The sequence below is a fragment of the Erythrobacter sp. S43 genome (assembly GCF_057364955.1).
The window spans coordinates 1,068,004-1,081,078 of sequence record NZ_CP200285.1 but is presented as its reverse complement, the minus strand read 5'-3'; the positions used below and the strand labels follow the sequence as shown (position 1 = coordinate 1,081,078).

The 13,075-nt window shown below is 59.0% G+C and carries 11 protein-coding genes; 8 read left to right on the top strand and 3 right to left on the bottom strand.

Features of this window, described 5'->3' with window-relative positions:
- Positions 1–48: 48 nt before the first annotated feature.
- From AC0V6K_RS05195 to AC0V6K_RS05180, 4 genes are all read left to right on the top strand, one after another.
- Positions 49–435 carry a hypothetical protein gene (locus AC0V6K_RS05195; RefSeq protein WP_472625337.1) on the top strand — a complete coding sequence of 129 codons (387 nt, stop codon included), beginning with the start codon at positions 49–51 and terminating at the stop codon, positions 433–435.
- A 95-nt stretch (positions 436–530) separates the two neighbouring features.
- Positions 531–1,202, top strand: a complete 672-nt coding sequence (locus tag AC0V6K_RS05190; protein ID WP_472625336.1) for a glutathione S-transferase family protein — start codon at positions 531–533, stop codon at positions 1,200–1,202.
- 58 nt (positions 1,203–1,260) lie between these two features.
- Positions 1,261–1,665: a peptide-methionine (R)-S-oxide reductase MsrB gene (gene msrB, locus AC0V6K_RS05185; RefSeq protein ID WP_472625335.1), complete on the top strand. Its 405-nt coding sequence runs from the start codon at positions 1,261–1,263 to the stop codon at positions 1,663–1,665.
- A gap of 124 nt (positions 1,666–1,789) precedes the next feature.
- Positions 1,790–3,946, top strand: coding sequence for a transglycosylase domain-containing protein (locus AC0V6K_RS05180; protein WP_472625334.1), 2,157 nt, complete (start codon positions 1,790–1,792; stop codon positions 3,944–3,946).
- A 190-nt stretch (positions 3,947–4,136) separates the two neighbouring features.
- Here AC0V6K_RS05180 and AC0V6K_RS05175 read toward each other — a convergent pair whose 3' ends face one another.
- From AC0V6K_RS05175 to hflK, 3 genes are all read right to left on the bottom strand, one after another.
- Positions 4,137–5,675: a Do family serine endopeptidase gene (locus AC0V6K_RS05175; protein WP_472625333.1), complete on the bottom strand. Its 1,539-nt coding sequence runs from the start codon at positions 5,673–5,675 to the stop codon at positions 4,137–4,139.
- 203 nt (positions 5,676–5,878) lie between these two features.
- Positions 5,879–6,733 carry a protease modulator HflC gene (hflC, locus tag AC0V6K_RS05170; protein ID WP_472625332.1) on the bottom strand — a complete coding sequence of 285 codons (855 nt, stop codon included), beginning with the start codon at positions 6,731–6,733 and terminating at the stop codon, positions 5,879–5,881.
- A 3-nt stretch (positions 6,734–6,736) separates the two neighbouring features.
- On the bottom strand, positions 6,737–7,861 hold the full coding sequence (gene hflK / locus AC0V6K_RS05165) for a protease modulator HflK (protein WP_472625331.1): 1,125 nt from the start codon (positions 7,859–7,861) through the stop codon (positions 6,737–6,739).
- A gap of 113 nt (positions 7,862–7,974) precedes the next feature.
- On the opposite strand from hflK, the gene AC0V6K_RS05160 reads away from it, so the two are divergent.
- The 4 genes from AC0V6K_RS05160 to AC0V6K_RS05145 all read left to right on the top strand — a co-directional run bounded on the left by AC0V6K_RS05160 (position 7,975) and on the right by AC0V6K_RS05145 (position 12,987).
- A complete protein-coding gene (locus AC0V6K_RS05160) occupies positions 7,975–8,964 on the top strand; it encodes an Mrp/NBP35 family ATP-binding protein (RefSeq protein ID WP_472625330.1) in 990 nt (329 codons plus the stop codon).
- Positions 8,965–8,967: 3 nt separating this feature from the next.
- Complete coding sequence (locus AC0V6K_RS05155) at positions 8,968–11,241, top strand: xanthine dehydrogenase family protein molybdopterin-binding subunit (RefSeq protein ID WP_472625329.1); 2,274 nt, start codon at positions 8,968–8,970, stop codon at positions 11,239–11,241.
- Between the two features lie 79 nt (positions 11,242–11,320).
- Positions 11,321–12,355: a ferrochelatase gene (gene hemH / locus AC0V6K_RS05150; RefSeq protein WP_472625328.1), complete on the top strand. Its 1,035-nt coding sequence runs from the start codon at positions 11,321–11,323 to the stop codon at positions 12,353–12,355.
- Complete coding sequence (locus tag AC0V6K_RS05145) at positions 12,346–12,987, top strand: hypothetical protein (protein ID WP_472625327.1); 642 nt, start codon at positions 12,346–12,348, stop codon at positions 12,985–12,987. The genes hemH and AC0V6K_RS05145 overlap by 10 nt, the downstream gene beginning before the upstream one ends.
- Positions 12,988–13,075: the final 88 nt, after the last annotated feature.

The following is a 13,075-nucleotide window of genomic DNA, read 5'->3' as shown; positions in this document are numbered from 1 at the left end:
GACAACACTTGTCGTGCAAGGTTCATCCGGAGCGGCTAAAGAGCCTGTATGTCATTTTTCATCACCGCCGCCGCTTTGGCTCTTGCAATACAAGGTGCCAAACCCGCGCCTCCACCGGTCGTATTCACCGATCTGTCTCAGCTTCCGGTTGAAGAGGCTGCGGCTCCGCGATGCGGGATCGTGTTCGCCTTCGTCGACGGCGCGCAAAAGGTGGGTGATCCACGGGCCAAGGAATGGCCCAATATCGAAAAGACCAACGGCAAAGAGTTCTTCGTGCGCGCGATGGCCAAACTGATGGAAGATCGCAATCTTAACCGCGAGCAGCTTTCCACGATCGTTTCAAACGAGATCAACAGGTTGGCGGCGGACGAGTTCGTTGTCGTCAATCAGCTGAAACAGCCATGCATGATGATGAAGAAGGCCGCCGGGCTTTAGGCCACCGTTTGCGCACAATAAAGCGCACAATTGACCGCATAACTGCCCGCTCCCGCTGGATTCGGCCCCCGCAATAAGGCAAATGATAAGCCGCTATGTGGCAACTCTATCAATTCCCTCTTTGTCCGTTCAGCCGCAAGGTTCGCTTGCTGATGAGCGAGAAGAACATCGCCTATGATCTCGTGCGCGAAGATCCGTGGGCGGCATCGGATATGTTTTTCAACCTGAACCCGGCGGGTCGCACGCCGGTTCTGGTGCATGCGGAAAAAGAGATCGTGATCGCTGATAGCCGCGCGATTGGCGAGTATTTCGAGGAAACCGTTGATCGCTCACCTATGATCAACGGCACGGCGACAGGCCGCGCGGAAATTCGCCGGTTGACTGCGCTGTTTGACGAGAATTTCTACGCCGATGTCACAGCCCCGTTGTTGTCCGAGCGGATGAAGAAGCGCATCATTTTGCGCCAGCCGCCTGACAGCAAAATCCTGCGCCAAGCGATGAAGATGGCGCACGGGCACCTCGATTATATGGATTGGCTGATCGACAACCGACCTTGGTTGGCGGGCAGCACCATGAGCATGGCTGACCTCGCAGCGGCTGCGCAAATCAGTGTTGCGGATTATCTCGGCGGGATCGATTGGACCGGGCACGAACAGACGCGCGGCTGGTACTCTGTGTTTAAGAGCCGTCCCAGTTTCCGGCCACTTTTGTCGGAGCGGATGGACGTGATCAAACCGCCCGCGCACTATGCGCAGGTGGACGGGTAAGAAGGTTGCAGATCACTCGGTCCAACCCGATATAACGCCTTGAAAGCGAGGTTGCTCCATGACCGATGATCCCAAATCGCTGACCGAAGCCGAATGGCGTGAGCGCCTGAGCGCCGAGCAGTTTCACATCCTGCGCGAGGCCGGGACGGAACGCGCCTTCACCGGCGAGTACGACAAGTTCTATGAAAACGGCGAATATATGTGCGCGGGCTGCGGTACGCGGCTGTTTATCAGCGCCGCCAAGTACAACAGCGGCTGCGGCTGGCCGGCTTTCACCAAGCCTGCGGATGATGGCACGATCGACGAACATCGTGACACGTCGCACGGCATGATCCGCACCGAAGTCACCTGCGGCAAATGCGGCGGACACTTGGGCCATGTCTTCCCTGATGGACCGCCCGAAGAGGGTGGCTTGCGTTATTGCATCAATTCAGGCGCGCTCGAGTTTGTGCCGGAGGATTGAGGGAAACCACGGATTGCTTCACACGGTTCCGGACAACCCAGCTTCCTGTGTTCACGCAGGGTTAGAACTTGCCTATGCACAGCACTGGCTGGGTGGAATGATGCAGTGGGCCAATTGATCGCACATGTCGAAACGCGGTGATCGTCTTCAGAAAAAGGGCGAGCGTGGCAGCCGGAAGGCTGCTGCGGAGCGCAACGCGTCCAAGCGCGGTGGCAGCGGCTCGGGCTCTTCCAAGAAACGCGTGAAGCGCGGCGGCGAGAAGAAGCCGGACAAGTGGTGGTGGCGCTGGACCAAACGGCTGATGATCGGCGGCACGGCGTTGGCGCTGCTCGCTCTGGTCTTTTTGGGTTTCGCGGTTGGCTTTGCGGCGCAGTCCATTCCGACTTTTCAGGACCTGAAAGCGACCCAAAACGCGCAGACTATTCTGGTCCGTGCGCGTGACGGTAGCGAGATCGTCAATCTTGGCCCAAGCTTCGGCGAATGGCTCGACCATGATGACATTCCCGACAACATGAAAAACGCCATGATCGCGGTTGAGGACAAGCGTTTCTACGATCACTTTGGTGTTGATCCGATCCGGCTCGTCGGCGCGATGGTCGAAGGCGTGACCGGAGCGCGGTCCCGCGTTGGCGGCACATCGACGATTTCACAGCAATTGGCGCGCAACGTCTTCCTCAACAACAATCGCACAATCGACCGCAAAGCGCGCGAGGCGGTGCTGGCTATGGCGCTTGAATGGAAGTTCACCAAAGAAGAGATACTCGAGCTGTATCTCAACAAGGTGTATTTCGGCGGCGGATCCTACGGGATCGACAGCGCCAGCCGCAATTTCTTCAGCCACCCTGCAACCGAGCTCAGTGTCGCTGAAGCTTCTATCATTGCCGGACTGGTAAAAGCGCCGAGCCGCTATTCTCCCACCGCCGATGTGCAGGCCGCTGTTGACCGTGCGCAGGTCGTGCTGCGCTTGATGCGCGAACAGGGCTTCATCACGGCGGAGCAAGCATCGGTCGATGTGGACTCCGTGAAGTTGAAAGAGCAGAGCGGGCAGAACTCCGCTCGGTATTTCACCGACTGGGCTTTGCCACAGCTTGATGTGCTGCTGCCCGAAACCATCGAACCGATTGAAGTTTGGACGACATTGGATGTCGGGATGCAGCGAGCAGCCACGACGTCAATCGCGTCCAACACCCCCAATGGCGCACAGGGTGCCTTGGTCAGCATGGACCGTGACGGAGCTGTGCTCGCACTGGTCGGTGGTACGGATTACGTGAAGTCCAATTACAATCGCGCAACCAATGCGCTTCGCCAGCCCGGCTCTTCATGGAAGTTATTTGTGTACCTCGCCGCGCTTGAGTCCGGATATCGGCCCGAATCCGATGTCGTCGATGCACCGGTCAAGATTGGCAATTGGTCACCGCGCAATGCCAATGGCCGCAACATTGGCGAGACCAATCTGCGCACGGCCTTCGCCTATTCGATCAACACAGTTGCTGCTCAGCTTGGTAATGAAGTGGGCTTTGGCACTGTCGCGTCAACAGCCCGCAAATTCGGGATCACCACACCGGTTCAGAACTTCCCGTCCATGGTGCTCGGCACTTCGGAAGTGCGGCTGATCGATATGACCCGCGCATTTGCCGCCGTATCGGCCAAGGGCAAATCGATTGAGCCATACGGGATCACCAGAGTAGTGACCGCAAGCGGCGAAGAACTCTACCGCCATGAGAAGGCGCGGGAAACGACGTTGGTTCCAGATTATGTGGCCGCCGATGTGACCGATTTGCTGGTTGCGGCGGTTCAGACCGGAACCGGGAAGGCGGCCCAGATCGGGCGTCCGGTCGCAGGCAAGACCGGTACGACCAGCTCTAACAAAGACGGATACTTCGTCGGCTTCTCTTCCGGCATCACCACCGGTGTGTGGATGGGGCGCGATGACAACAAACGTGTGCCCGGATTGCAGGGCGGACGCGCGCCCGCCCGCGCGTTCTCTGCCTATATGCGATACGCGGTGAAAGATCGTCCGAAAGAAGATTTCGATTTCAAAGCGGACCGGCCCGAATGGCAGTTGGAGCCGGATGAAGAGATGATGTTCGGCGATCCGGACGATTACTTCTTCATCGATGAGAACGGCAATCTGATCGAGCCGGGGCTGCGCGATCCGGAGGGGATTGAGAACATCGATCCACAGCGGCCGGAAGGTAATGATGCGCCGCCTGCAGTCAGCGAAGATTTTCTCGATGAAGCGCTCGGAGGGTCTTCATCAGATCTCGCGTCCGAATGGTGACAATCGGCCAACTCCGCCGCCTCCACCGCGCCGGGAACAGCCTGTGCCGGTTCCACCGCGTGAGCAGACACAGGTAGAGAACGCTGACGGCTTATTCCCTTAGACCCTCAGAGCCATTCGTGTTGAGGTCATAAGAAAAGGGCGCCGGATCAATTCCGACGCCCTTTGGATTTCTGATTGGTTTGCCGACTTAGCGCAGGCGTACCGGCAAGAGCCGGGGCGGCTGTCCGCGGCGTAGAATTCGCAGCAGCATCGCATCGCGGTCTTCCGCCGCAGCCTTGTCGACTTGCTCGCGCAGCGCCTCAATCGTGCCAACAGCACGGTAGTTTGCTGACAGGATGATATCACCCCGACGCAGGCCTTTGCGGCGGGCATCCGAGTTCGGATCGACTGCGTTGATGACCACGCCAACCGTGTCTGGTGAGGCGCTGAGCTGACGCGCAATTTGCGGGGTCAGCTCGATCACCGAAAGACCAAGCTTCTCTTCGATGGTCCCATCGGTTTCCTCGGTTTCCATCGGTTCTTCGGAATCCGGATCAAACACTTGCGAACGCGCTTGCAGCTCAGCCTCGGTCGGGCGTTTGCCCAGAACGGCTGTAACCGAAACACGCTCGCTGCCATCGCGCAGAATCTCAATCGGGACGCGAGTGCCCGGCTCAAGGTTGGCAACAAGGAAAGAAACAGTCTGCTCTGACGTCACATCCTGGCCGTTGATCTTGGTCACGATGTCGCCCGGCTTTAGACCTGCTCTGGCAGCGGCGCTGTCGTCCTGAACCGACTGGATCAGTTCACCACGATTGCGTGCCACACCCAGCGAGTCCGCCAGATCATCGGTCATCGGTTCAAGGCCAACGCCTAGGAAGCCGCGCTCAATCGAGCGGCCTGCTTTGAGCTGCTCGACAATCGGTGCAGCAATATCTGCAGGAATGGCAAAGCCGATCCCGACGCTGCCACCCGAAGGCGAAAAGATCGCGTTGTTGATGCCGATCACATTGCCCTGCATGTCGAACAGCGGCCCACCCGAGTTGCCTCGGTTGATGCTAGCATCGGTCTGAATGTAGCGGTCATAGGCGCCGCCCTGACCGGTGTTCCGGTATACGGCTGAAACAATCCCGCTGGTGACTGTACCGCCAAGACCGAACGGGTTGCCGATGGCGACCACCCATTCGCCCACGCGGGTGCGACTGGAGTCGCCAAACTTCACAAACGGAAAGGTATTTTCCGATTTGATTTTCAGCACGGCAAGGTCGGATTGCGCATCGGCACCGACTAACTCCGCTTCGTATTCGGTCCCGTCAGGCATGGTGACGGTGATTTCTTCGAGCGTCGCGCGGTTGTTCGGCGTCACAACGTGATTGTTGGTCACCACGAAACCGTCCGCGGAAATGATGAAGCCCGAACCCAGCGATTGCGCCTCACGCGTTTGCGGCTGGTTGTTTCCGCCACGACGACGGTTGAATAGCTCGCCCAGAGGCGTGCCGGCAAACGGGTTGTTCGTGTTGACTTGAACACGCTGCTTGGTCGCGATGTTCACGACCGCAGGCTGAAGCTGTTCGGTCAGGTCTGCGAAGCTTTCAGGAGCGCCTGCACGCGGAACCACACGGTCCATCACGGTGCTCTCGTTCTGCGCAACCTGTGCGCCTGCCGGTTGACCGGTGATCAGCGAAACCGCTGCACCGCCCACCAAAAGTGCGCTGGAAAGTCCATAAACGTATCGCACGTTTTTCACGTCCTCTCGTTCCTTATTCCTGTGCGGGCCACGCCAGTGGCGGCCCGGTTCATGGGTCAATTACCGCCACACAATGCACCAAATGGCGCTGAACGGTGATTGAACGCCTCGCCCAGTCCCAAGCCGCTTGCCGTGGCATATCAACCGTTCGTCGGTCTTGTGCCCAAAGCGACTTGAGTAGCGCGAAGTATTAACGTGTCAGATCAGGGTTGGCTCCGGAACTGACGGAAAAAGTCATTGTCCTCGGACAGGATCATGCTGCTCTCACCGGAATTCTCACTCTGGTCGAGGAATGTCTGGCGATAGCTCTGCATAGCCCGGTAAAAGTCATAAAATCCGGGGTCCTTCCCGTAAGCATCAGCATAAATCTTCGCAGTTTCGGCTTGCGCTTCAGCACGGATGATCTGTGCGTCGCGGCGGCCACCGGCACGGATCGTAGCTGCTTCCTCTTCACGATCGGAACGCATCCGATTGAATGCTGCCTGTAGAGGAGTGCCTTCCGGAAGATCAGCTCGCTTGATACGAACGTCGTAAACTTGCGCGCCATATTGACGTGCCTGCCGGTCAAGCGCTTCGCGAATATTATCCATGGCCGTGCCTCGTTCGGGCGTGAGCAGGCTGGCGAAGGTCCGCCGACCGAGCTCCTGCCTCAAGACAGAAGTCAGAATCGGCGCTAGCTGACTGCGCAATCTATCTTCTGATCCTGCACTCTCCACAAACTTGACCGGATCGAAAATACGGAAGCGTGCATAGGCATTCACTTCAAGACGCTGCTGATCGTTTGAAAGAACGGTTTCGCCTTCCATGTCGAGCGCGAGGATGCGCCGGTCAACATATTGGATCGTTTCAACGAACGGGATGCGGTACCAGATACCTGCCCCGGTTTGCCCATACAGATCTTCTGGATTGAACCGATTGATAACCTCAACCGGCTTACCAGTCCGGATCTTGACGCCCTGATGCGATTCAGGGACGATAACGATCGTACTCAATGCCGCGGCAACAAGAACCAGCGTGGCGATGATCCAAACGCGGTAGGTCTGCCAAATAGTGTCCATGGCTTATTGTCCTCCCTGCTGGGCGGGCTGAGCAGGCTGCGTGCGCCGCTGTGCTTCGTTAAGCGGCAAATATGGCGTTACACCATCAGCACCGACGACCGTCTTATTCGTCTTCGAAAGCACTTGCTCCATTGTCTCGTAATACAGACGGCGCCGCGTCACGTCGGGCGCGAGCTTGTACTGCTCATAAATGTTGTTGAATTCTGCAGCTTCACCTTGGGCCGTAGCCAAAATTTGCTGCTCGAACCGGCGGGCATCGTTTAGAAGCTTCTCCCTGTCCTGACGCGCGGCGAGAACATCGTTAAATGCCTCGATGACCTGTTGGGGGGCTTCTGTCTTTGCAATCTCGACACCTTGAACGGCAATGCCTGTGTCATAGTAGTCGAGGATCTGTTGCATTCGCCCGCGCACGCGGCTCTCAACCTGCTCACGTCCCGCGCCCGACAAAACTGTATCAAGGTCGGTTTCGGCGATGGCTGCGCGCATAGCCGCTTCGGCCACTTCCGTCAGTGTCTCTTGCGGTTGCGCCAGCTCGAAGCGGTACTGCACCAGATCTTTGATATTCCAACGCACGATGTAGCTTAGATCCACGAGGTTCTGGTCACCCGTGAGGATCAGGTTTTCGCCGCCATCGCCGATACTCTCTGTCCGAATCTCGCTGACATCCTCGATATCGACCGATTGGAAGGGCCAGGGCAATGAGAAGTTGGTGCCCGGCTCCATGGTGTCAGAGTATTTACTGTCGAACCATGTCACGACGCCGCGTTCACGCGGCTGGATGAAGTGGATGCTTGTTAGCCCAATCCAGACAAGGATCGCACCGACGATCAGGATTGGCAGCCAGCTTTTGCCACCTGGGCGCTCGGGAATGCGGAAGGTGGGGCCACCGCCGCCACGACGCGGGCCTTCAGGGCCACGGCGTTTGAAGAGGTCTTCGACATTGGCAGAGCGGCGTCCGCCCTTTTCGCCATCCGAACCACCGCCCGGAAGCCACGGATTGCGCGGGCCATCACTGCCGCCGCTGCTGTCTCCGCCGCTTTCGCCACCATCGGAGCCGCCTCCTTTCGAGCCGCCACCCCAAGGGTTTTTCTTGCCCGCCATAGCGAGCGCGCCAAATCGTTGTTTCAAGCCGTCCAAAATTTGCATGTCTTCCTTATAGGTACGCAATTCTGCGAAAAACAGGGGGTGAGGTTTCAAAAAGAGAGTTGCCTCGGCAATTTTGATGTTAGAGGCCCTTTTCGATGACCACTCCCGACCAACCTACGCACGACGAAGCGACCCTGCGCGCCGCTTTGCCTTCGCCGATAGATACGCGCGTGCGTTCTGCAAAGATGACGGGCAATCGCGCAATTGTGGTCGCCGATGCGTCGGATATCGGTGCCAAAGCGCGGGAAGAACTGGAATCGCGGATCGAGGAAGCGCTGCTTTCGCTCGACGGAGTGGACGAGGTGCGCGTCGCTTTAATGGCGGACCGGGTCAAGCGCCGGATGATCGCTGTGGGTTCTGGCAAAGGCGGGGTGGGCAAATCCACGCTGACCGCTAATCTTGCAATCGCTCTGGCCAAGCTGGGCCACAAAGTCGGCGTGATCGACGCCGATATCTACGGCCCCTCGCAACCGCGCCTGCTCGGAAACGAGAAAGACCGCCCGGTGGCTGAGGACGAGCAACTTATCCCTATCGACACACCCCATGGGTTGAAGCTGTTGTCGATGGGCAGCCTCGTCAACCCTGGCAAAGCTTTGGCGTGGCGCGGTCCAATGGCGGGCAGCGCGCTTGGCCAGTTGGTGGACGCGCGTTGGGGTGATACTGAATTGCTGTTGGTCGATTTGCCGCCCGGCACCGGCGATGTTCAGCTTTCAATGATGCAGAAGCATAAGCCCGATGGCGCAGTGCTGGTATCGACGCCGCAGGACCTTGCTCTAATCGATGCGGCGCGGGCAGGACAATTGTTCGAACAGGGCGAGATTCCGATCATCGGTCTGGTCGAGAATATGGCGGGTTATGCCTGCCCGCATTGCGGCGAAGTGAGCGACCCGTTCGGGCAGGGCGGTGTGGAGAAATTTGCCAGCGCGCTCGAAATTCCGTTTCTTGGCCGTATCCCCTTGAGCATGGATATTCGTGTGAAGAGCGATGCAGGTACGCCGCCTGCGTTGGATGAGGATGACAACGCCGCTTCATACTCGGCCATTGCTCAGCAATTGTCCGATTGGCTTGAGGCAGAGGCGGCTTAGAAGATGCAAGTCACCCGCAGAGGATTGGTTACAGGCGCTGCGGTAGGCGGCGGACTGCTGGTCGCGTGGTGGCTGTTCCCGCGTTCTTATCCCAACCTGCTCGAACCGGCTGAAGGTGAGCACGCTTTTGATGCGTGGCTGAAGATTGCCGAGGACGGCGTGGTCACGGTCGCCGTTCCGCAGCTTGAAATGGGGCAGGGGATCACGACACTCCTGCCGCAGATTATCGCGCAAGAATTGGGTGCGGATTGGCGTCAGATCGCGGTTGAACCAGCGGCGATTTCGGGAGCTTATCCCAACTTGCCGCTCGCCCGGCGCTGGCAGCATTTGTGGGACCCGACGACGAGCGGGCTCACCGATACAACCGATGAAATGATGGCCAAACGCTTCGCGACGCGTGGGCGTTTCAACGCGACGGCGGATGGCATGTCGCTTGATGCTTATGAAACACCATGCCGCGCAGCGGCTGCGGCGGCGCGCGCTATGTTGGCGCAAGAGGCCGCGTCACGTTGGGGGGCGTCATGGGAAGAATGCGAGGTCGAAGGCGGTCTGGTGAAGCTGGGCGAACGCTCGGCGACATTCGGAGAGCTCGCCGCAGGCGCCGCCGAGCGCACGCCAATGGATCCGCCGCCGCTTCGCCCCGAACCGCCGCGCGAAGAGGTCACGCCCGGGGAGTCCTCTTCCGACCTGAGCTTTCCGCGGATTGACTTGCCCTCCAAAGTGGACGGCACGTTCCAATTTGCGGGTGATATTCGCCTGCCCGGCATGGTCTATGCCGCGATCCGCCATGGCCCCGCTGATGGTGCGACCCTCGAAGGGTTTGACCGAAAAGCCGCCGAGGATGTGCTTGGCCTGAAGACTGTTGTGAAGAGCAAACGCTGGCTTGCCGTCGTTGCCACCACATGGTGGAGCGCAGACCGCGCGCTGGAGTTGATGGACCCGCAATTCAAGGTGGCTGCACCGGCGGACAGTGATGACATTGCGGGCAAGCTCGATACGCTGGTCCGTTCGGGGCCCTCCTTCAAGATTGCCGAGAACGGTTTTGGCGAAGGTGGGCTGACCCGCGTCGATATTGCGCGCCGCTATGACATTGAGGCCGGGATTGCCGCGCCAGTTGAGACGGCCACCGCCACGGCGCGATTTGCCAACGGACGGCTTGAATTGTGGATGGCGAGCCAGGCGCCCGAACAGGCGCGCAAAGCCGCAGCGCGCGCGATCGGCCTAAGCGTTGAGAATGTTGCCCTTTTCCCCATGCCCGCAGGCGGCAGTTTTGATGCGCGGCTGGAACATGACCACGCCATTGAAATCGCGCTGATTGCGAGCAAGCTGGATGTGCCGGTGCAACTGGTCTGGCCGCGGAGCGACGAGATGCGGCGCACGCGTCCAAGGGCCCCCGCCAGCGTTATCGTTAGCGCGCAGATTTCTGAAGCCGGAAGAGGTGCGGTCGACGGCATGCGCGTGCGGATTGCGACGCCATCCTCAACAATCGAGTTTGGACGCAGGCTGTTTGGCGACCTTACCAGCGAGGCAGCGCGGCGCGAGGCAAATGGCAGGCGCGATGACATTGCCTGCGAAGGGGCGGTTCCGCCATACAAACTGCCTGCTGTGGTGGTTGACCATGTGCCTGCGGACATCAGCCTGCCGGTTGGGCGGGTGCGCGGCAATGCGCACACCTACACGTGTTTCGCCATTGAGAGCTTCATTGACGAGATTGTGAGCGAGAATGGCCGTGAACCGCTCTCCTACCGCATGGGACTGCTTGGCGACGACATCCGGCTCGCCGCTTGCTTGCAGCGCGCCGCGCAGCTTGCCGGTTGGGATGGCGGTGTTGACCAGAGCGGGCAGGGGCTCGCCTGCCACCGCATCGGCGACCCAACCAATGGCGCGCGGATTGCCTGTGTGGCCACAGCCCGACCGGGCGAGGGCGGCGTGCGCGTGATCAGGCTGAGCGCCGCCGTCGATATTGGGCGGATCATCAATGCGGATATCGCGCGCCAGCAGATCGAAGGTGGTCTGGTGTTTGGCATTGGAACCGCGCTCGGCAATGCGGTGCGATACAGCGCGGGCCTGCCCACGGCGACCGAATATGCGCAGCTCGGCCTGCCCACATTGGCCGAATGCCCTGAGATTGCGGTTGAGTTTATGCCCAGCGAAGCGCCGCCCGCCGATCCCGGAGAACTGGGCGCTGCAGTGGCACCTCCGGCCATCGCCAACGCGCTTTATTCCGCCACCGGCTTGCGCCTGCGCCAACTGCCCCTACTTTCCGGCGGGTTATGATCTGTCTTACTTGCCACTTTTCGCTCCGCCAAATGTGTGAGAGCAGGAAACTTGCGCGCTCTGACGCGTTCTTCGTGGCATGACCTGGCAACCGCAACATCTTCCCAACGATCACCCGCCGGTCAACAGCGGGTCTATCGGCGTTCTGCTGGTCAATCTGGGAACACCTGATGCGCCCGATCCCGGCTCGGTGAAGAAGTATCTCAAGCAGTTTCTTTCCGACCGCCGCGTGATCGAGATCCCTGCCATCGCGTGGCAGCCGATCTTGCGCGGGATCATCCTCAACACGCGGCCTCAGAAAAGCGCCCAGGCCTATTCTAAAATCTGGACCGATCGCGGTTCACCGCTTGCCGACATCACCTCGCGGCAAGCCGAAGCGATTGCCGAGGAATTGGGCGCCGATATCGTGGTCGATTACGCGATGCGATACGGCAAGCCTTCGATTGAGGATCAGCTGACCAAGCTGACATCAAAGGGATGCGATCGGATCCTGATCGCGCCGCTTTACCCGCAATATTGCGCCGCTACGACCGCGACCGTGTTTGACGAGGTCGCCCGCGTGCTTGGCGAAATGCGCTGGCAGCCAGCCTTGCGCTTCCTCCCGCCCTATCACGATAACGCGTCCTATCTCGACGCCCTTGCCGCTGACTTGACGCGGCAAGTGCAGGGGCTCGACTTCAAACCTGAAACTATGTTGCTCAGCTTTCACGGGATGCCACAGCGCACTCTGGAGCGGGGCGATCCGTATCACTGCCATTGCCACAAGACCGCGCGATTGCTGCGAGAGCGTTTGGCAGAGCAGCCGGAGTTTGAAGGCGTCCGGTTTGAAACGACGTTCCAGTCGCGTTTTGGTCCGGCGCAATGGCTCGAGCCAGCGACGGATGACACATTGATTGCCGAGGGAGAGAAGGGCACAAAGCGCCTTGTCGTCGCCGCACCTGGCTTTGCCGCAGACTGCGTCGAAACCCTCGAAGAGCTTGCTCTCGAGGGACGCGACGAATTCATTGAAGCGGGCGGCGAGCATTACGCCGTGCTCGACTGTCTCAACACCAGCAAAAATGGTATGGTCATGCTGGAAACGTTGTTGAGGCAGGAATTGTCTGGATGGGTTTAGAGCGGGTCTTTGCCAGCGCTGCGATGGCGGCATGCACCTTCGCATGGTCAGCCCCTGCCGCCGCATCGACCTGTGACATTATTCCTGAGAATGTAGAGCAATCGAGTTCCTATTCAGGCTTTGCTGAAAGCCGCATGTGCGAAGCGAGCCTGCCCGCTTTGTGGAAGGGACTGCCTGACAACACGGCCAGCGTCATGCGTTTTACTTTCACATCGGGCCATTCGATGTTCTTCCGCACCGTGACGATCACAGAGTTTATAAGCGGCAAGGTGCGCATCGAAACGGTCGGTGGAGGCTTCAAAAGAAGGGACGTTCGCACGCCTTGGAATTACATCAGCCCCATCCGTCGAAGGCTTTCGACCAAAAAGCTCACTCAGATTCGTGCGCTCGTTGAAGAGACTGGTGTGTTCAAATTCAAAGTGGGCACATGGGACAAGAGCGACGAGGATGAGGGCAGGATATTCATGCACTGCCAGCTGCTGGAAATGGAGCGGATGGACGCATCGGGCTATCGCTTCTCCTCGGTCAATATCGGCTGCAACCGCCCTAACCGTCTAATGCCTCTAGTCGATGAGATCATTGCGCGCGGACGCATCGCAATGGTGCGCGACAACTGGGCAGGATACCGCTGATAGGTTCTGCTTAACCCGCCATGATTAGAGGCTGGATTCAATCGACGCCCTCATTTACATTGCTGTAAGCAACTCAAATTAGAGACAC

Bases quoted from the DNA above. Each gene is read 5' to 3' on its own strand.
- AC0V6K_RS05195 (WP_472625337.1), top strand. From the start codon at position 49: ATGTCATTTTTCATCACCGCCGCCGCTTTGGCTCTTGCAATACAAGGT.
- AC0V6K_RS05190 (WP_472625336.1), top strand. From the start codon at position 531: ATGTGGCAACTCTATCAATTCCCTCTTTGTCCGTTCAGCCGCAAGGTT.
- msrB (WP_472625335.1), top strand. From the start codon at position 1,261: ATGACCGATGATCCCAAATCGCTGACCGAAGCCGAATGGCGTGAGCGC.
- AC0V6K_RS05180 (WP_472625334.1), top strand. From the start codon at position 1,790: ATGTCGAAACGCGGTGATCGTCTTCAGAAAAAGGGCGAGCGTGGCAGC.
- hflC (WP_472625332.1), bottom strand. From the start codon at position 6,733: ATGGACACTATTTGGCAGACCTACCGCGTTTGGATCATCGCCACGCTG.
- AC0V6K_RS05160 (WP_472625330.1), top strand. From the start codon at position 7,975: ATGACCACTCCCGACCAACCTACGCACGACGAAGCGACCCTGCGCGCC.
- AC0V6K_RS05155 (WP_472625329.1), top strand. From the start codon at position 8,968: ATGCAAGTCACCCGCAGAGGATTGGTTACAGGCGCTGCGGTAGGCGGC.
- hemH (WP_472625328.1), top strand. From the start codon at position 11,321: ATGACCTGGCAACCGCAACATCTTCCCAACGATCACCCGCCGGTCAAC.
- AC0V6K_RS05145 (WP_472625327.1), top strand. From the start codon at position 12,346: ATGGGTTTAGAGCGGGTCTTTGCCAGCGCTGCGATGGCGGCATGCACC.